Annotated in this window: 17 protein-coding genes; 5 read left to right on the plus strand and 12 right to left on the minus strand. The window is 48.3% G+C overall.

The genetic code is table 11. The features are described 5' to 3' along the window. The first annotated feature begins 42 nt into the window (after positions 1-42). The gene (locus tag ACQ66Q_RS05220; protein ID WP_430455819.1) at positions 43-1,116 is read left to right on the plus strand and encodes an acyltransferase; all 1,074 of its coding nucleotides are present in this window, start codon (positions 43-45) and stop codon (positions 1,114-1,116) included. Between the two features lie 15 nt (positions 1,117-1,131). On the opposite strand, the gene ACQ66Q_RS05225 is transcribed toward ACQ66Q_RS05220, so the two are convergent. The 12 genes from ACQ66Q_RS05225 to galU form a co-directional block, all read right to left on the minus strand. Further along, on the minus strand, positions 1,132-1,515 hold the full coding sequence (locus ACQ66Q_RS05225) for a hypothetical protein (RefSeq protein WP_430455820.1): 384 nt from the start codon (positions 1,513-1,515) through the stop codon (positions 1,132-1,134). Positions 1,516-1,700: 185 nt separating this feature from the next. Next, the gene (locus ACQ66Q_RS05230; protein WP_430455821.1) at positions 1,701-2,432 is read right to left on the minus strand and encodes a WecB/TagA/CpsF family glycosyltransferase; all 732 of its coding nucleotides are present in this window, start codon (positions 2,430-2,432) and stop codon (positions 1,701-1,703) included. Positions 2,433-2,436: 4 nt separating this feature from the next. Continuing rightward, a complete protein-coding gene (locus ACQ66Q_RS05235; RefSeq protein ID WP_430455822.1) occupies positions 2,437-3,660 on the minus strand; it encodes a hypothetical protein in 1,224 nt (407 codons plus the stop codon). Next, positions 3,653-4,726, minus strand: a complete 1,074-nt coding sequence (locus ACQ66Q_RS05240; RefSeq protein WP_430455823.1) for a glycosyltransferase family 4 protein — start codon at positions 4,724-4,726, stop codon at positions 3,653-3,655. The genes ACQ66Q_RS05235 and ACQ66Q_RS05240 overlap by 8 nt, the downstream gene beginning before the upstream one ends. Further along, entirely contained in the window at positions 4,713-5,903 is a 1,191-nt protein-coding gene (locus ACQ66Q_RS05245) for a hypothetical protein (RefSeq protein ID WP_430455824.1), read from the minus strand. The genes ACQ66Q_RS05240 and ACQ66Q_RS05245 overlap by 14 nt, the downstream gene beginning before the upstream one ends. Positions 5,904-6,183: 280 nt before the next feature. Further along, on the minus strand, positions 6,184-7,140 hold the full coding sequence (locus ACQ66Q_RS05250) for a glycosyltransferase family 2 protein (protein ID WP_430455825.1): 957 nt from the start codon (positions 7,138-7,140) through the stop codon (positions 6,184-6,186). After that, positions 7,133-8,497, minus strand: coding sequence for an O-antigen ligase family protein (locus tag ACQ66Q_RS05255; protein ID WP_430455826.1), 1,365 nt, complete (start codon positions 8,495-8,497; stop codon positions 7,133-7,135). The genes ACQ66Q_RS05250 and ACQ66Q_RS05255 overlap by 8 nt, the downstream gene beginning before the upstream one ends. Continuing rightward, positions 8,494-9,654, minus strand: coding sequence for a glycosyltransferase family 4 protein (locus tag ACQ66Q_RS05260; RefSeq protein ID WP_430455827.1), 1,161 nt, complete (start codon positions 9,652-9,654; stop codon positions 8,494-8,496). Before ACQ66Q_RS05260 ends, ACQ66Q_RS05255 begins: the two co-directional genes overlap by 4 nt. Next, positions 9,644-10,879 (minus strand): hypothetical protein, encoded by a 1,236-nt coding sequence (locus ACQ66Q_RS05265; RefSeq protein WP_430455828.1) that lies wholly within the window; start codon positions 10,877-10,879, stop codon positions 9,644-9,646. The genes ACQ66Q_RS05260 and ACQ66Q_RS05265 overlap by 11 nt, the downstream gene beginning before the upstream one ends. Positions 10,880-10,891: 12 nt before the next feature. After that, complete coding sequence (locus ACQ66Q_RS05270) at positions 10,892-11,929, minus strand: NAD-dependent epimerase (protein ID WP_430455829.1); 1,038 nt, start codon at positions 11,927-11,929, stop codon at positions 10,892-10,894. A 115-nt stretch (positions 11,930-12,044) separates the two neighbouring features. Next, positions 12,045-13,385 (minus strand): UDP-glucose dehydrogenase family protein, encoded by a 1,341-nt coding sequence (locus tag ACQ66Q_RS05275; protein WP_430455830.1) that lies wholly within the window; start codon positions 13,383-13,385, stop codon positions 12,045-12,047. Positions 13,386-13,388: 3 nt separating this feature from the next. Next, positions 13,389-14,327: a UTP--glucose-1-phosphate uridylyltransferase GalU gene (gene galU / locus ACQ66Q_RS05280; protein ID WP_430455831.1), complete on the minus strand. Its 939-nt coding sequence runs from the start codon at positions 14,325-14,327 to the stop codon at positions 13,389-13,391. Between the two features lie 467 nt (positions 14,328-14,794). On the opposite strand from galU, the gene ACQ66Q_RS05285 reads away from it, so the two are divergent. From ACQ66Q_RS05285 to ACQ66Q_RS05300, 4 genes are all read left to right on the plus strand, one after another. Continuing rightward, positions 14,795-15,367 carry a transglutaminase-like cysteine peptidase gene (locus tag ACQ66Q_RS05285; RefSeq protein ID WP_430455832.1) on the plus strand — a complete coding sequence of 191 codons (573 nt, stop codon included), beginning with the start codon at positions 14,795-14,797 and terminating at the stop codon, positions 15,365-15,367. A gap of 81 nt (positions 15,368-15,448) precedes the next feature. Then, positions 15,449-17,530 (plus strand): bifunctional diguanylate cyclase/phosphodiesterase, encoded by a 2,082-nt coding sequence (locus ACQ66Q_RS05290; protein WP_430455833.1) that lies wholly within the window; start codon positions 15,449-15,451, stop codon positions 17,528-17,530. 46 nt (positions 17,531-17,576) lie between these two features. Continuing rightward, positions 17,577-18,035, plus strand: coding sequence for a hypothetical protein (locus tag ACQ66Q_RS05295; protein ID WP_430455834.1), 459 nt, complete (start codon positions 17,577-17,579; stop codon positions 18,033-18,035). An 80-nt stretch (positions 18,036-18,115) separates the two neighbouring features. Beyond that, positions 18,116-19,453, plus strand: a complete 1,338-nt coding sequence (locus tag ACQ66Q_RS05300; protein ID WP_430455835.1) for an O-antigen ligase family protein — start codon at positions 18,116-18,118, stop codon at positions 19,451-19,453. The last annotated feature ends 5 nt before the right edge of the window (positions 19,454-19,458 follow it).

The raw sequence follows: 19,458 nt of genomic DNA on the forward strand, positions 1-19,458 counted from the left end.
TTAGGCTCAGTGCGAACTTATCCATTTGATCCTACATGCGTTATGCCGAATTTCGATGCTATCAGGCTCTTTGCAACTGTCGCAATAGTATTACTGCATACCGCAGCGAATGGTGTGAACCGTCTGGCGCATGGCAGCCCCGACTGGTGGCTGGCCAATCTGATTGACAGCGCCTGCCGCGCCGGGGTGCCGCTGTTTTTAATGCTGAGCGGCGCGTTATTACTGAACCGCACTCATCAGTCCGCAACGCAATTTTATCGCAATCGCCTGCAAAAACTGGCGCTGCCGTTAGTGCTGTGGAGCTTGTTCTACCTGCTGTGGAGCGCGCTGAAAGCACAGGTCAAACATCAGCCTTACAGCCTCGACACCGCTGCAGACCAGCTGCTCGCTGGCGCGCCGTATTTTCATCTGTGGTTTATTTATATGCTGGCCGGTGTTTACCTGCTGCTGCCCCCGCTACGCCAGTTCTGGCAACAGCTGACGCCAGCACAACAAACGCTGTTTTGTTGGCTGGCGCTGATACTGCAGCAAAGCCTGCATGGTTTGTATTTTCTGCTGGCATTGCCAGAACCGCCCTGGCCGCTGTGGGCGCTTGGCTATCTGCCCTATCTGCTGTTAGGTGCCTGGCTGACGCGGCCGCAGCAAGCAACACCAACCAGATCTCCGCTGCTGTCAGGCACTATGTTGCTAGTGCTGATCGGCATCAGCGCCTGGCTGTATCACTGGCAACGGGATGCCGGCCTCAGTGAACCCTTTTATTACAGTTATCATCGAATGAGTTTGCCGGTTCTGCTGTGTGCGCTGTTGTTATGGCAACTGCTACAGCCGTTATCGCCGCTGCGCAATCGCCTGCTGCAGGCCATCCGCCGCCATAGCCTCGGCATCTATTGCGCGCACCCGTTGTTTTTAGATCTGAGCGAATTTGGCCGCCAACTGCTGGCGCAAGCCGGAACGCCGCTGACGCTGCCGTATGGCGTGCAGCTGCTGCTGCAGACCAGTCTGGTGCTGCCGTATGGCGTGCAGCTGCTGCTGCAGACCAGTCTGGTGCTGGGCGCAAGTCTAGCGCTTTGTCTGTGTTATCAATTCGCTAAACAACGCTGGCAGCAGCGCTTGTAACAGCGCCGCAAAAGACTAAAGCCGGTGGCGCACAGCATGCCAAAGCATCCAGCTACTGCAACCAATCAACCAACCAAGCGCGGATAAAGCAAAATCGGCCGCGGCCGGTGCGCGCAGTGGCGACAAACCCTGCGCCAGTTCATCCAACGCAAACAGCACCAGACAACCACACCAAAAGAACGCCTGACGCCGCCACGGCCAGCGGTAGAGCCGCAACAGAATGCCCAAAGTCAGCGGCAACAAAGCACCAACCGTCACATGCAATACCGCATCGCCACCAAGCGCCCGTTCAATCTGCTTGGCCTGCAGTGCCGTTTGTGGCAGATAAAGCGCCACAATCAGCAGCAACATGGCCAACAACGCCAACAGCAGCGACAGCCGCGCACCGAGTTTGATCATCAGGCCGGCTTCACCGGCCAACGGTTTTGCACAAACCGGCCATGCTTCAGAACAAGATAGACCGACACCTTGCCGGCATATCGATAAAGGTCACTCTGAATGTACGGCCAACACGACATAACAACTCCATTCCCATCAAACAACTTATGTCTGTGCAGGCTCCGGCACGACACTTAACACAACAGTTAGCACCGGAATTTTTCTTTGAGCAATAACCAGGCAAACTGACTGTTGGTCTGCAGATAGCGTTTCCACATCCGGCCTGGCTCTTGTAATACGCGGTAAAACCATTCCAGCCCGGCATTTTGCATCCAGACCGGCGCTCGACTGACCTTACCGGCCACCACATCAAAAGTACCGCCCACACCCATGACAAAATCAACGCCGAGCTGTTCACGCCACTGGTTGATAAAATTCTCTTTTTTGGGCGAGGTGATCGCGACAAATAACAGCCGAGCACCGGATGCGCGGATCGCATCGACCACAGCCTGTTCGTCGTCCCAGAAATAGCCATGATGATAACCGGCGATTTTAATACCCGGATTTTGAACCTGTACCACTTCAGCCGTCTTTTGCACCACTTCAGCCGTGGCGCCAAGCAAAAACACCGGATAGGCATTGCGGTTACTAAGCGCCAGCAGTTGATGAAACAAATCCACCCCCGCCACCCGTTCCGCCACCTGATGGCCGCAAAAACGTGCGCCCCAGACCACGCCCATTCCATCGATATTGACGATATCGCAGCTTTTCACCGAATCCGCCAGCGCGCTATCCGTTTGCATATGCACCAGCTTGGCGACATTGACCACCACATGCTGGGTAAACTGCCGCGCTTCCAGCCGCTGTTCAATCAGCGCGACGGTTTGCGCCATCGAAGCCGTGTGCATGTCGGTATCGAGAAACCGGATGCTTTGCATGATCTTATTCCTTTTGTTCCGGCAGGTTGAAGCTCACCCGGCCAAAATAAGCAAATGCATAATAGACCCAGGCCTGAGTCCAACGGATGTAATTGATTTTATTACTAAAGCCTGGCTGCTTCTGATAGTAGAACTGACCGGACGCCGGCAGATACATTTCGCGCAATGACCACTGGATCACTTTATCCGCCAGCGCAAAATCCTCTGCGGTTCCGCCCACCCGGCATAATGTAAACACCGCCTGCGCCACCGAATGCATATCCAGCGGATAGCGATTATTGTGGTAATACTTTGCCGTGCCGTCGGCTTCAAATAATTCGGTTTTATAAAATTGCAGACCTTGCGCTATCGCATCAGCAAATTCATCTGTGTGCAGCGCCTGCCCGATCATCTGCAGCGCCTCCAGGTTATAACCGGTATGAAAACCATCGATAAACTGGTGATGATGCCGTGAGCCGTAAACCCAGCTGCCATCCTGCCCTTGTTCCCGCACACTTTGCCAGGCCACCTGCAGCGCCAGATCGGCATATTGCTGATTGTCGGTTTGACCGGCAACCGTCGCCACCCAGGCGGCGCCCCATAAACTGGCGTTATGCACAAACGCCGTTTCACCGGGAATGTAGGCAAAAAAGGCCCGGCCATCGTGTTCGGTGTAGAGGCTGTTGACGATGAAGTGGGCGGCATCAAAGGCGACATCGCGATACTGCTGCCAATTCGCCGGCCGCTCAGTCTGCTGACTTAACGCATACAGCGCCTGCGCCACATAGATTGTCGTAATGACATTCGGTTTGCCTTTGGGCACAAAAAACGCCCGCGCATTCCAGTCAAAATGATAACCCCAGCAGCTGTGCTGCCACTGCTGCCGATCACTTTGCTGCGTCAGCAACCAGTCTGCCAGCGCAGTCGCCTGCGTCAGAAACTGCCTGTCCCCACTGCGGCGATAATCTTCCAATAAGCCAAGAATAAACAACGCCACGCCTTTAGGATTACGGCCTTTCGGAATGCCACAAAGCGGTCGAAGGTTCAGCGGTGAGCGTTTATGCAACTGGATCCACGCTAGGCCGAACAAGCCTTTTTTCAGCGCCGGCAACCAGCTAAACAAGCGGCTGTTCAGGCCGTCAAACGGATCGTAGCCAGCGAAGTCATTGGTTTTGGCGTGTTGGAGTAAAGCCTGCCGCACTGTACAAATAGTCGAAACGGACTGACATTGTGCTGATGTTTCAGTCATTTAAAATTTCCGTATAAAGTTGCTGCCAGAGCGGCATAATTGCCTTACGACTGAAGTTCATGTCGTACCTGTGTTTAGCATTGTCAGACAATTTCTTTGCATAAACGGGATCACCAAGAATTTTAATGATCGCTTCTGACAACGCTGAAATTTCTCCAGGAGCGACTATTAATCCTTCAACACCATGACTGATGGCCTCCGGTATGCCTCCAACATCGGTTGAGATAATAGTGCTACCACAAGCCATAGCTTCTAAAATGCTGATTGGGAAAGCTTCGTTGTAGCTGGGTAATACAAACACAGCGGCCGAACTCAATAGTGCGTATTTCTCATCAGGCCCGATCCAGCCTGCAAAACTGATATGTGTATCAACTGCAAGGGAACTGGCAAGTTTGCTGTATTCAGCGCCCCTGCCAACACCGCCGAAAACAAGCTTTACTTCAGGGAATTTTTTAATTACAGCAGGAAGTGACTTAATCAAGTCGGGAACACCTTTACTGTCTACCAACTTGCCTAAAAAAACGATTCCAGACCTAGCTTCCCCTTGATGGAATGGCACAACTTCCGGCCCAGAGTTATATATTATTTGAACGTCACGAACTTTGGGGAAGGTACTAGATACCCATGTTCTCCATTTTTCACCTAACACCACAACTTTTCTGGCCTGTTCAAATAGATGATTTACTTTAAGGCGTTTCGCTGAAGAACACTCTCTGTTATAGAACTGATCAAACTCTCCACCATGTAAATGAAGAACTATCTTAAACCCTAGAAAACTGGCCCAGCACCCCAGAACATATTTCCGGCTAAAACTGCCACGGGATGCCAGATGGATATGCGCAATGCCAGGCCTGTGCAGTAGACGCAGCAAAGTTAGCTTGCTTAGCGCCAATAGAAATATCCATATCATCAAGACCTTTGAACCGGCTCGATGACTAACAATATGGCGTATCTGCCAGTCAGCAGAAAAAGAATCCGCCAGCATAGCCTTGACCACTGACGCCACGCCGCCCTGACCGGCAGGGTCAGTAGAAATCATTACATTCACGCGACTAGTTGCTGACACTGGAGTTCCCGGCGTTAAGACGAATGACAGAGCGGAATTTACCAGCTTTGGTTCGGGCTATTGATCGTTGTTGGATAAATTTCAGCTCCAGCATGTCGCCAACTCGTTGTTGCAACGCCGTCGCCAAATCTTGTTCCAACTGCGCCCGGGCATGACTGGGTTCAAGAACAAAATGAACTTCAAGAGTTTTGTCATCTGCCTGCACTAACTGACATTCAAGCAAGCCTGCAATACCTTTAAAAGCAACGTCCATACGACCAATATGGCGCCCGTCTGGCAGTAGCAGATAATCGTCATCCCGCCCGAGAATACGGGTGACATATGGGGCATGATTGCCACAAGGACAATTGCCCAAATTATTCAATCCTTCAACATAATCACCAGTGTCATACCGTCGCAGGGGCATCGCGCTGTTGTGAACATTAGTGCCAACGATTTTGGTGCCATGCTCGTCGTCAACAAATTCAACAACTGAATAATCCTCTCTGACATGGTAATGACCAAAGGCACATTGCTGAAGCGCGGCAACCCGCTCTGCCTGACCGTAATGATCAAACACTTTGCCAAAGACATCGCGGCAAATCTGCTGGTTCTCCGGAGTAAATGTTTCGCTACTGGTGAAAACGCCTGAAAACGACCAATCAGGCACCCAGCCAAGTAATTTGGCCTGCTTAGCTAAAAATGTAATTGAACTAGGATAAGCCATGATGATATCTGGCTTTTCCTTCGACAGTTGCTGCAAGTAGGCCGGAACATTCTCTGGTGATAAATGAAATGACGAAAAAAATACACGGCCTGTAAAAGGTGCAAATCGCCAAAAAGGTGGGGTGTTATCGGTGCTGGCTTTGATCATATCACCACGTAGCACAGCGATTTTAGCCTTAAGCGGTACCCGATGAAGTGCCAGAAAGGTTTTCACCATATACTCTTCCAGTAAAATAGATTTTACTGAACGATAAACGGTCATCGGTTGATTGGTGGTGCCACTGGTGTAACCGGCCACTGAGAAAATCGGCTTTTTAAGTTTCCTCGCTTTATAACTGCCCTTATCCGACAATTTGCAGGCAGGAACCTGCTGCTGCAATATTGGAAAAAAGGAACCAAGTACATGCCGATAAACCCAATTAATCAGCAGGTTTTCTTTAAACAGCAACCACAAAAAATCTTTCACAAACATAAGTCTCAGTTTTAATCCTGCCGATTAGCATTGTCTCTGATTAACATCGCCAGAACGCCTGCGATGTTCCGCTTAATCGGAACAAGACCACGTTAGCGCCATTTATTGAGTTCTATTTATTACAGCTATTCAGTGAATCACCACTGCAATACCAACACTTTCCTCTGGCCCAAGTAAAGTCTACTAACAAATAGTACTAGTGAGCCTTACCCTAATTTGCATGTTTCGGAGTACTCAGAGTGTACGCAACTTGTTCAGGTTGCCCATTCTAGCCGATATGTCATGGAGATTTTTTTATTCTACAAAATCCATAAATTACAAAAAAAGGATATATAAATCGCACCACAAACCAATCGGCAACACTCTGGGGTATATTTTTCATACCGGCCTTCGAAAAATCAAACAACGACAACGCACAAAAAGCAAAAACAATATATAAAAATCCAATTTCTGAGAGATAAGAAAACATTAAAAATATAAAAAACACATAATAAAACAGACCTATCCAATGCCCACGATTTATAGATAACAATAATTTAGAGTGATTTTTAAAATTCTTTCGAATGAGAATTCCAAAATATTTTGGATTACGACTAAACAGCAAAGAATAAGCATTTCTGGTATCGTAACGAGTATGATGTACTCCCATCGAAACCGGCAAAAGCAACACTTTACCAAGTTGTCTCAACCGAAGTGAGATATCAAAATCTTCGTGAACTGGAAGCTGCTCATCCCAACGAACTTGCTTCGCGATATCCGTTTTCATAATAACATTACCACCAAAAGCGCGGTTCTCAGTGATCTTTGTTATTGAAAATCGGTTGTCCGATATCTCTTTAAGCTCAGAGAAATCTTGATTATATAAGTAGTCTGTAAGATCGCCTGCAATAGCTACGACATCTGGTTGGGTCCTAAATTGCTCTAAAGCTGCATCTATAAACGAGCGCGAAACTTCGGTATCACCATCAATGAAAAAGCAAAATTCACGCTCAGCAAGTGCCAATCCGGCATTTCGCGCTATAGATGCATTCTGCTTACCTGACAACTGAATGAGTTTACAATCAGCAACCAAAGTACTAAATGATTTCATCTGTGAAGCCGTATTGTCCGTAGAGCCAGAATCCACCAGGATAAACTGTGCATTCGCAAACGACGACTCACGCAGTGCTTTGAAAACTTTTTCAATACCAAAAGACTCGTTTCTCGCAATAACAATCAGGCTAATGTTTTCAAGCATGGGACTTTGGCCTATACAACATAAACGACGTCAGAATGAACAATGCAATAGACTTCACTAGTATTTCATTCATCAGCGCCGACACAAAATAGAACGTAAATAATGGCAGTGCATAGACTCCGTGGTAAATTTCGGCCCTAAATAGGCTAACTCTTGAAGCATGGTAACGATTTACGTAATGAACTAACCAGACAGACAAAAATAAAACAGTTCCGATGATTCCAAATTCCGATAAAAGTTCAAGCAACACGTTGTGCGGAAAGTACTTAAACTCACCAGATTTGAAACCAAATTCGGGTATGTAATATCCACCAAAACCAAATCCAAGCCAGGGTTTTTCAGCAATTAACTCATAGGCAGCGTCAATATTAATCTGTCGATTAATTACTGCAGCAAAACCACCTTCGGCTTCAAAAAGATTTACAATAGATCTTACTTCTAAAGCTAATCCAACTATTACCAAACTAAGTACCAATAAAGACATCCACAAAGAAAACCTTGTTAAATACCGTCTATCTATACTTTTCCCACAAAAAAACAAGCTAACAGCGGCCAGCATAACCAATAGAATTGACTGCCTTGCACCGCTCATTAGAATCAACACAAGATGTGAGAAAATAAGAAATTTGCAGTCGGATAGAAGCTTACCTGGAGTTGAAGATGAGAGTATGTACGATAACAGCAGTACCAAAGATAAAGCTGTAAAGTTCCCAACCAGCTGATAGCTGACCGCTGACGTGGTGTCACCAAAACCGTCTTTTGTGTAAACAATATTCTCAATATTCCATTGGTCAACTGCGGTTCTTAATCCAGATAACTCACTGATATACTGTTTAAATTCAGACAGGTCGTACTGTGCAGCGATGGACACGTAAAGCAAAACAAAACAAATAGCAAGACGAGAGAACATCACGTAGTTTATTTTACTGCCAAAAAAGAAGATTGCGTTAAAAATAAAGACATATATGACAGAATAATAAATGACATCAATGAGCTTTTCAGATGCAACACTTGTTTGAGGTCCTAAAAAATAGAACACGAGGCATATGAAAAATGAAACGGCTAACGTGGTATAAAGCGTTATATGGCGACCGATAGCACTGATAGAATCTCTGATGAGGTACAGCCCCAACAGCCCTGATAATTTGCCAATCACAGGGAGTCCAATTTTCAATCCCACGTAACCAAATACAGTTACACCAAATAGTAGTAGTGACGTACCAAGTTCGTATTTATTAAGACGTTGAAAAAATAAAATGGCTATGACCGCAATACAAGCAATGACGATAAATGGAGACAGTGTCCAGATACTGAGCAATACAAGTATAAGAAAAATAGCCTCTTTTGGGATCTTCATGCCGCCCCCACTTGCTCAATCAGCTCCAGCCACTGCTGACACCATCTTCTGTGCGCAAATGCAGTTGCAGCAGACTGCCAACCTCTCAAAGCCAACTGCTGTCGGCGTTGCTGGTCATCAATAAGTGAGCGTAGGGCTTGAGTTAATGATGTAACAGAAGGTTGGATTAAAATACCATTGTAACCATCAATAACCATATTTGTCATACCACCAACATCAGTAGCAATCACCGCGCAACCAGCCAACATCGCCTCTGCAAGTGATAATGAACTACCCTCCGATGCAATTGACGGCACGACAGCAATATGGAATTTTTGATGAAATATAACTGATTCGGCTGAATCATATCGAGAAACGACTACTCGAGGTTCGTTTGCAAAAGTATCTTTTATTTTCTGTTCTTCTGGTCCTTCACCTGCAAAACAAAAGCTTACATTGTCAACGTCTTTCAGAATTTCCAATACTGAACCAACCATTAAATCCACGCCACGATAGTTCTGAAAGCGCCGAGCAAAAATTATTTTAATTTGATTCGTCACATGGCGCTCTAAGGCCGGCTCATAATTTAGAGGTTCAACAGCGAAATTTAAAATGACTTTATAATTAAATGGTAAACGATCACTGAACTGAGTCCGGTACCAATTAACCGAGTTATAATCAACGAGGACGTTATTTCTGCAGTTTTGGATTTGTTTCAATCGCTGCAGAATGAAAATTCTTTTTGCTAACCCGTCACCAAAATATGGCAACCTACCAATAATTCCTAAGACTCCGCCGTTGCAAGTAAAATAACTTGCGGGCAGATCCCAAGACACCCCATGCATTATAGAAATGGCATATGGGTAATCAGTCTTTACACTAAATTGATCGGCTCCAAATATTAAGAACCCATTGTTCAGCCGTGCAAGATTTAATACAAAATTGCAAAAACGATCCCTACTATAATTACTGATCTTTTTACCTAGCACGTAGTAATCGCCAACGCGATGTTCAAAATCATGAGTTGCAGGTTGTATGATATAAACCTTTCTCATTGAGTTGTTGGAAAACAGCTCAGCAAGGTTATGCAGGTATGTCTCGATGCCACCCAAGACGCGATTAACACCATCAGGCGTAAAAAACTTGTTGTATACAATATAAATATCTTTATCTTTCATCTTCAACTAGCCTGCGGTGCTTTACATACGCAATGACACACATCAAAAACACTAAAAAATTAGACAACAAAGAGGCATATACAACCCCTATACCTGCATATAGATCAGAAAGATACAGCGCAAAAAATACAAAAACAAAAAATGACACTAACATTATCAGAGTGTTAGTCTCAAGCATATTCTCTGCCGATAAAGCATTTAAAAATGGATCGTACATAATTCTAAAAAATGCACTAAAAACAATAACGTTTAGATAAAAACCTGCAGCCCTGAAACTTTCGCCATAAATAATAGAAACAATTTCCTCTGAGAAGTATACGACAGGTGGCAAGAAAATAAGCGAAACAGCCATATATATAGCGACAATCTTAGGTAACTGAGTTTTTTGCTCGCTTAATGAATGTGCCCAACGAGAAAAAATATGTGGGCCTAGCGACAGCGGAATTAATGTAACGAGTAAAGATATTGACATTGCCCTTGAGAAATAACCAAGCATCTCACTGTTTTTTAAGTAGAATGCAAAAATTGCTATCGGTGCAAATCCAACACATTGCTGAATGAGATTATAGTAATAAAACCTCCTTGCACATTGATAATTAAAAACGTTAACTTCAGTCTTCAGTATTGCAGCCTCACGCCCCTTCGCTATGCTATATATTACATAGAGAATAGAACACAATTTACCAAAAACATAAATAATAAGTGTACTTCTTAGAGTTAAAAACTCTTCGCTTTCTAAAAACAAAAAAGAGACAAAAATTAATAATATCGAAGAGTAAATAACATTTGAAATGGCAAATTTAAAATTCTGTTTAGATGCTAATAAATAGCCCGATAAAACCACTAGAGTTACGTGAAAAACACTGTATGTAAAAGCAAGCAGCAAATCGCCGAACTCGGTATTTTTATTCTCATAATAATCAGAAGGCAAATAATAAAGCCCTAGCCAAAACACAACTGAAAGCAATATCAGAGAAAATGCCAACATTTTCTTTGCTGCTTGAAAGCTACTTTGCCAAGATCCACCTTGACTGAAATGCATAACATTCGCTTGGACAAAACCAAAAGTACCAAGAACAGAAAAAAACGCAGCAAAGTTAGTTAAAAAGGTTAAATCACCTATTGAAGCTGGACCAAGGCTTCTTGATAACATCATCGATGTAATCAAATCAAGCCCTGTATAAGATAGTGATGATGCTGCAAGCAACAATAACAAACGAGTCATTTGTTACCCATTCTACTTATTAATTTCAATTCGATTCTCTAAATCCATATATATATTGAACCAACCTACGAATTGTCTGATTCCTTGGCAAATTGGCGTTGATTTGGGGGCTGATGTGAGAATATTTAGCCGCTCCACATCCGCATAAGTCTGATACACATCCCCCGCTTGCATTGGCAGATAGTTCTTCTGGGCTTGAACGCCGGCGGCCTGTTCTATCGCGGCGATAAAGTCTTCCAATGCCACCGGCTGGTTGTTGCCGATGTTGTAGATAGCGTAATACGGATTGTCGGCAAGCTGCGTCGGGTAATGTTCGCTGCCAGGCACTTTGTCCTGTATGCGCAGCACCCCTTCGACGATGTCATCGATATAAGTGAAATCGCGTTGCAGTTGGCCGTGGTTGTAGACGTCGATGGTCTTGCCTTCGAGAATGGCTTTGGTGAATTTCCATGGCGCCATATCAGGCCGGCCCCAGGGACCGTACACAGTGAAAAAGCGCAAACCAGTGGTCGGTAACTGATACAAATGGCTATAAGTATGCGCCATCAGCTCATTGGCTTTCTTCGTGGCCGCGTATAGCGAGATTGGCGTATCGACCGGATCGGTTTCGCTAAATGGTACTTTTTGCTGATTGCCGTACACCGAGCTGGAGCTGGCATACACTAAATGCTGGACTTTATTGTGACGGCAGCCTTCCAGCACCGTCATCATGCCGACTAAGTTGGAATCAACATAAGCCATTGGATTATCGATGGAATAACGCACACCGGCCTGTGCCGCCAAATGGATCACGCGCTCGAACTGTTCAGTGGCAAATAAGTCCGCCATCGCCTGGCGATCGGCGATATCAAGGCGGATAAACCGAAAGCACGACTGCTGGCCGGTCTCAGAGAGACGCGCGGCAATGCGCTCCAGCCGGGCTAGTTTTAACGCCGGATCGTAATAATCATTCAGGTTGTCGATGCCAACAACATGGTGGCCCTGCAGCGCCAGCTCTTCTGCGACTTTGCTGCCAATAAAACCGGCAGCGCCAGTTACCAAAAACTTCATGGTCAGATCCTTGTAGTCAGATCCATCTAAACATAAAGCCTGCGCAGGCAGGCTTTATCGTATCTGTCTTGTGTGCACATTCTGGTGCAACTGTGCAGCGCACAGGCACATCCCGTCAATAAGTTTTGATACTGTCGCCGCGGCCGATGGCGTAATAGGTAAAGCCATAACGGCGCACCACATCCGGATCATACAGGTTGCGGCCGTCAAAAATCACCGCGTGGCGTAACGTCTGTTTCAGGCTGTCAAAATCCGGGGCGCGGAAGTTTTTCCATTCGGTGCAGATGATCAGCGCATCGGCGTCTTTTAACGCCGCTTCTTTGGTGCCACACAACACCAAATCGGCGCGCTGACCATAAATGCGCTGGGTTTCTTCCATCGCTTCCGGGTCAAACGCCTGCACTTTAGCACCAGCCAGCCACAAGGCTTCCATCACCACCCGCGCCGGCGCTTCACGCATATCGTCAGTGTTTGGTTTGAAGCTCAGGCCCCACAGCGCAAAGGTTTTGCCCTGTAAATCAGCGCCGAAATGCTGTTGTACCCGGTTAACCAGCACCGACTTTTGCCGCTCGTTAATGGTTTCGACCGCTTTTAAAATGGCAGAATCAAACCCGATGCTGTCAGCAGTTTGGATCAGTGCCTGTACGTCTTTGGGGAAACAACTGCCACCGTAGCCACAGCCAGGATAGATAAAGTGATAACCAATGCGCGGATCTGAGCCGATGCCGAGCCGGACTTGTTCGATGTCTGCGCCTAAACGCTCCGCGAGGTTGGCCATTTCATTCATAAAACTGATTTTGGTGGCCAGCATACAGTTGGCGGCGTATTTGGTCAGCTCGCTGGAGCGCACGTCCATCACAATCATCCGATCGTGATTGCGGTTAAATGGCGCATACAGCTCTTTCATCACACTGATGGCATGCGCCGACTGGCTGCCGATCACAATGCGGTCCGGCTTCATGCAGTCGTTAACTGCCGCGCCCTCTTTTAAAAATTCCGGGTTCGATACCACATCAAAACCTAGCGGCGATGAACGCGCCGCCAGCACCTGACTGACCAAAGCACTAACTTTATCTGCGGTACCGACCGGCACAGTAGATTTGTTCACAATCACTTTGTGGCTTTGCATATGGCTGGCAATACTGCGCGCCACCGCCAGCACGTATTTCAAATCGGCGGAACCGTCTTCATCCGGCGGCGTACCAACGGCGATAAACTGAATTTCAGCATGCGCCACGCCTTCTTCGGCGTTGGCGGTAAAACATAACTGGCCGTTGGCCACATTGGTTTTTACCAGACTTTCGAGGCCGGGTTCGTAAATGGGGATCACGCCATTGCGTAAGTTAGTGATTTTTTGCTCGTCGATGTCGACGCACATCACATGGTGTCCCATGTCCGCCAGACAAGTCCCGGTGACCAGCCCAACATAACCCGTTCCGAAGATTGTTACTTTCACAGCTTAATCCTTCAGCAATTGCAGCAGTTTTTCTTTAAATTCAGCCCCGAACGATGCGCGCAGCGCGTATTCGGCATTGGCCAGTGCATAACCAATCTTGCTGCCACAGTCATGGGACTTGCCCTTCAGGTGATAAGCTTCGATGGTTTCGAGCAACCGTAACTGATGCAAACCGTCTGTCAGCTGAATCTCATCACCGGCACCTGGCGGCGTATATTCCAGCAAGTCCCAAATCGTTGGTGACAACACATAACGACCGGTAATGGCAAAATTGCTTGGCGCTTCATCGATATCCGGTTTTTCCACCATATCGCTGACCGCGACGCTCTGGCCTTCGCTAAGGCTCTGGCCGTCTAAATCGACAATACCGTATTGATTCACCAGCGCCGCAGGCACAGGTTCCACCATGATTTGGCTGTGACCGGTTTGTTCATACCGTTTGATCATTTCGGCCAGATTGTCTTTTTTCAGATTGGCGCGGTACTGATCGATGATGACGTCAGGCAACAACACGGCAAATGGGTGGTTCCGTACCACTGGACGCGCGCACAAAATCGCATGCCCAAGCCCCAATGCATGTGGCTGACGCACAGAAATGATCGTGACATTTTTTGGTGTGATATTGCGCACTTCGTCGAGCAACTGGCGTTTCACCCGCCTTTCCAGCGTGGCTTCAAGCTCAAACGACGTATCAAAATGGTTTTCAATGCTGTTTTTTGACGAGTGCGTCACCAGCACGATCTCAGTGATGCCAGCCGCCACCGCTTCCTGCACCACATATTGGATCAGTGGTTTGTCGACGATTGGCAGCATTTCTTTTGGCATCGCTTTGGTCGCCGGCAACATCCGGGTGCCGAGACCTGCGACCGGGATCACCGCACGGGTCACCGCGTGATCAGAGACAACAGGCGCGGCGGCCTTTCTTAAGAGTTTAGGTTCCATGTGCGACTCATCTGTCTGGTTTAAAACAAGGCCAATTGTGGGCAAACAGTGCAGCCGCTGGCCAACATGTAGCAAAGGCGGCGACAAACACTGCGGTTAACCGGCTGCAAAACAGCGCTGTTTAGTTGCCTGAATGTCGCCGTTTTATACCGTTTTTGCCAGTGCCACGCAATCGAATCAGCTGCGGTTACACCTTAAATCTGAGCTGGGTCAAACATTTGCCGGTTTTATCCACACAACAGGCCGCAATTTTGCGCAGCCAGTGAAGTTGCCATGCACAAAAGCGCGCAGCGGTTTGAGCGCGGCAACCCGCTGTGATACCCTTGATTTAATTCGCGAATGTGACATCTCACCACCACACATTTGCCCTCAGTACCGGCCAGAAGGAATTCGTTATCAGCCGCAGCGCATTATGGCTCCCCCTGCTGTATTTAACTCTGACGCCAAAGCCCGCGCCGGAGCAAGCGTTGCCACCCAGCTATCTGCAAGAAGCAATGAGCCAGTACGACGCGGGTGGCCGCGAACGGCTGCAGGATTTCCAGTCGCTGATCGAAGAAGGCCGCACCGAGTCTGACTGGCAGCGCCTGCACCTGGCCAACGATTTTGCCAATCGTCATATCCGTTACCGTTCCGATCTCGATCATTGGGGTAAAAACGATTATTGGGCCACTCCGCTGGAAACGCTGGGCACTGGCGCCGGTGACTGTGAAGATTATGCCATCAGCAAATATTTCAGCCTGCGCGCTATGGGTGTTGCCGATGAAAAACTGCGACTGATGTACGTGCGGGCGTTGTCACGCAACGAGCCACATATGGTACTGATTTATTTTGAAACACCGGACGCCTATCCGCTGGTACTCGACAATATGGACGGCCAGATCCGTTCGGCACGCGACCGGTCGGATCTGAAACCAATTTACAGTTTTAACGCCAGCGGTTTGTGGCTGGCCAAGGCCAGTGGTCTGGGCAAAAAGGTCAATAACGGCCGGGGCAACAGTCAGTGGACTGCCGTATTGGACAAAATTGAACAAGGCCAGTAAGAAAAGGGTTTAAACCCTGACATCTTATTGATATAACAAGATTAACGACGGCTATTGCCGCCCTGACAGAGCAGAATAATAATGACTGAACACAGCAATTCCCGGTCGGCCGCAGCGGCAGACCCACGCGGCGTCGCGCTGAGTACCCAGCTCAGTATCCTGCTTATTTTTCTCGCATTGCTGACCTTTGCTGCGACCGTGTTGGTCAGTACCAGCAATATGCGCAATTATCTCGATTCCCAGCTGGCGCAAACAGCGCAGGACACTGCCAATAGCCTCGGACTTGCGATCTCGCCTTATGTCGGCAATGACGATATGACGGTGGCGGATACCATGGTGTCGGCGATTTTTGATTCGGGGGCTTACTTACAGATCCGCTTTGTCGACCAGCAAAAAAATCCACTGCTGGAGCGGCAAAATGACTTAAAAGTCGACGGCGTTCCGGTCTGGTTTCTCGCCCTGTTCCCGCTCGAACCGCCAGTGATGCAAAGTGAAGTGAACGACGGTTGGCGTATCGCCGGCGCACTGAGCGTACAGGCGCATCCGGGGTATGCCTTTAAGAGTTTATGGCAACACACCAAAGCGGTGTTCTGGACCAGTTTGTTGATTTGCCTGCTGGCACTCGGCGCTGTCCATGTACTGCTGTGGTATGTGTTAAAGCCATTAAAAGATATCGAAAAACTGGCGCAACATCTGGCGGAAAAACGTTTTGAACTGCTGAACTACATGCCGCTGACCAAAGAGCTGCGTGCTGTGGTGCGGGCACTGAACCATATGGTCAGCAACGTGAAACGCAATTTCAGTGAAATGACCGACCGCGCCGAGCAACTGAATCAGCAGGTTTATCTGGACTCGTTAACTGGCCTGCCGAACCGCCGCGCTTTGTTACAGTCTTTCAGCAGCCTGCACCAGACGCCAACGGTCGACGCCAATCAGCCTTATCTGACTCTGATTGCGCTGACCTCGTTAAAGCAGGTCAATGATCAGCAAGGTTATGCCGCCGGCGATCAATATGTGGAAAAAGCCGCCGGGTTGTTGCAACAACAGGCGCGCACGCAGGAACTGGCGCAGGTATTTCGCATCTCCGGCTCTGAATTTGCCATCCTGACCCAGTTTGGCGAAGGCAGTGCCAGTACTTTTCAGCTGCAATTGCAGCAAACCTTCGAGATCGCCAACAGCGAGCAATATCCGCAAGGTTTTGCTGCCGTCGTGATGGCACCGCTGCAAGGCGCTGAAGAGTTGAGTTCAGTGCTGGCAAGGCTGGACGGCCTGCAGGCGCGACAACTGCATCATCCGGCACCAGCGACGCAAAATCCGGCCGAAGCGCTGATTAATCCACTGAGCCGCAGTCACTGGCAGGAAATTCTGCATGAATTCACCCGCTCGGTGGTGTCAGATACCACGGCCGGGTTCAGCGATACGTCGTTGCAGATCTCAAAAGAGATGGCGGCGATGTTTAATCTGGAAGTACAACCGGTGTTTCAGGGCGCTCAGGTGCTGTATGCCGAGACCTTCGTGCGGTTTAATGCGCGTGGTGAACAGCTGGCGTCGGCCGACGTGTTTGCCATGGCCGAACGCCTGGGCGTTTCACTGTTATTGGACAAAGCACTGGTCACTTACATTCTGAGCCAACTGCGTGGTCAAAGCAGCCACAGCTTTGCCATCAACCTGAGTAAAAGTGCATTGCACGACAGCCAGTTCACCCGTTGGCTGGTCAATACACTGGAAGCCAACCGCGCCTGGTTACCTAAACTGGTATTTGAAGTGAACGAACAAGCGACACTCGGCGCTATTGCCTCGGCCAATCAGTTTTTTGGCGCGTTAAAACAAGCCGGCGCCGCCATTACCATTGAGCGGTTTGGTGCCAGCTTCAGTTCGTTTCGTTACCTGCAGGGCCTGAATATCGACTTTATCAAAATCGATGGCAGTTATATTCATGCGCTGGAATCAGCTGACACGCGGTTTTTTGTCGAAACGATGACGCAAATTTGCCACGGCATTGGCATCAAGGTGATCGCTGCGCAAGTGGAACACAGCAGTCAGGCTGAGATCTGCCAGCAATTGCATGTGGATGCGTTACAAGGTCGCGCATTGCACGCGCCGGTAAGTTTTCTGCAAATTGCCGATAAAAGTGACTGCAAATTCAGCAACAATCAGTTATGATGCAACTAATTGCATTTTTTGTTCAGTTTTTATGCGAGGACCGCATATGAAAATCGTAAAAATCGCTCTGATCTCGTTAGCTGTATTCGCAGCTGCAAACACAACCGCACAACAAGCACCAGCAGATATTGCTTCTCTGTATGCGCAGGCGCAGACAGATGGTCTTTCGATGGGTGGTTTTGTCGCAAAAATGACTGAATTAAAAACCTGTAATCCGAAACTCGCTGAACAAGTGATCGATTACGCGCTGGAGCAAGCTGGCAACGACCCGGTACTGGTTGAAGAAGTACTGAAAGCGGTCAATAACCAGTGTATTGACCAGGACACGCTGACCACCTTGGCAATCGCTGCCAATATTGATCCAACACTGATCACCAACGCGCTGCAAACCGCAGCCGCAGCTGGCCCTGCTCCTGCAGCCCCAGCCATTGCTGCAACACCAGGTGGTGTTGGCGCAGGTGGTGGTACCGGCACTGGTGACACCACGCTTGCCAGCGGCAGCTAACTAACGTTTTTCCGGAAAAAGCCCCTTTGATTGGGGCTTTTTTGTTCCAGGCTTATCCGCAAACTCCAGGATCTTATCGCATGCAGCCGGGCACTCTGAACCGTTTGATCTTTATTCTGCTCTGTTGCATTTTAGTTTGGGCCCCTATCCCGCTGGGTTCGAATCGCCCCTGGTCATGGTCGTTACTAGAATTGTTGATTGGCAGCGCGTTTCTGCTGCATCTGTTGCAATGTTGGCGCACCCCACAGTTCGAATTATTGCAGCGCCGCTACTGGTTGTCTGTGCTGCCCCTGCTGGTCTTGCTGCTATGGCTCACGCTGCAAAGCTTTAGTCCATGGCCGCTATTGGCGTCTGTTGATCCGTATCAGACGCAAGTTATGCTGCTGAAAACCGTCTTCTTTGTGCTGTGGTTTGTGTTGCTGCTGAGCTATGCGCAAGGCCATAAACGGCTGCGGCTACTGGCATTAGCAATTGTGATCGCCGGTGCATTACAGGCGTTTTATGGCGTGGTGTTGCAGTTATCCGGCCAGGAGTTATCACCAGTCATCGGTATGGACGAAAACAACAAAGCACGTGGCTCTTTTGTTTATCAAAATCACTTTGCCAACTATCTGGCTTTGGCACTGTCGGTCGCGATGGGCCTGTTATTGTCTCAGTTATCCAGCCAACGTCGCCACCGCGACTGGCGTCAGCTCAGCCGCGAAGTCCTGAGCAGTATCTTAAGTGCCAAATTTATGCTGCGTCTGGCGATGGTGCTGATGGTAGTCGGACTGGTGATGAGCCGTTCGCGGATGGGCAATGCTGCATTTTTTACCGCGTTGATTGTGATGGCTCTGGCCGCCTTGTGGTTTTACAAAAGACCACCGGCACTGTTAAAACCGCTGGTGATCAGTATTTTACTGCTGGATATGGTGTTGATTGGTTCGATGTTCGGACTGGAAAAACTACAGCAGCGCTATCAGGACACCTCCTTTGCCAGTGAAGCACGGGACAATGTGGTTGTGGATTCAATCCCTTTGCTGCAACAGCATTTTTGGACCGGCAGTGGCGGTGGCAGCTTTTACACGGTGTTTCCGGCCGTGCAGCCTGCACCGTACAGCGGCTTCTATGATCATGCTCACAATGATTATCTGCAGTTTGCCATTGAATTAGGCGTTCCGCTGACTGCGGCATTGCTGCTATGGCTGATGTATCTGGGCTGGTCTGCATTTCAGGTGATGCGCCGGCATGAAGATAAATTGCTGCGCGGTTTGTGTTTTGGCAGTCTGATGGCGCTATGCCATATGGCATTGCACAGCACCGTCGATTTTAGTTTGCAGGCACCGGCCAATGCCCTGTTATTTTTAACCATTCTGGCCATCGTGGTGGTGGCTGGTCATAGCCCGAATTCTGGCAGGACCGCAGCGTCCAGAGCCTGACCAAA

This window comes from Rheinheimera sp., from assembly GCF_965283995.1.
Taxonomy (GTDB): domain Bacteria; phylum Pseudomonadota; class Gammaproteobacteria; order Enterobacterales; family Alteromonadaceae; genus Pararheinheimera.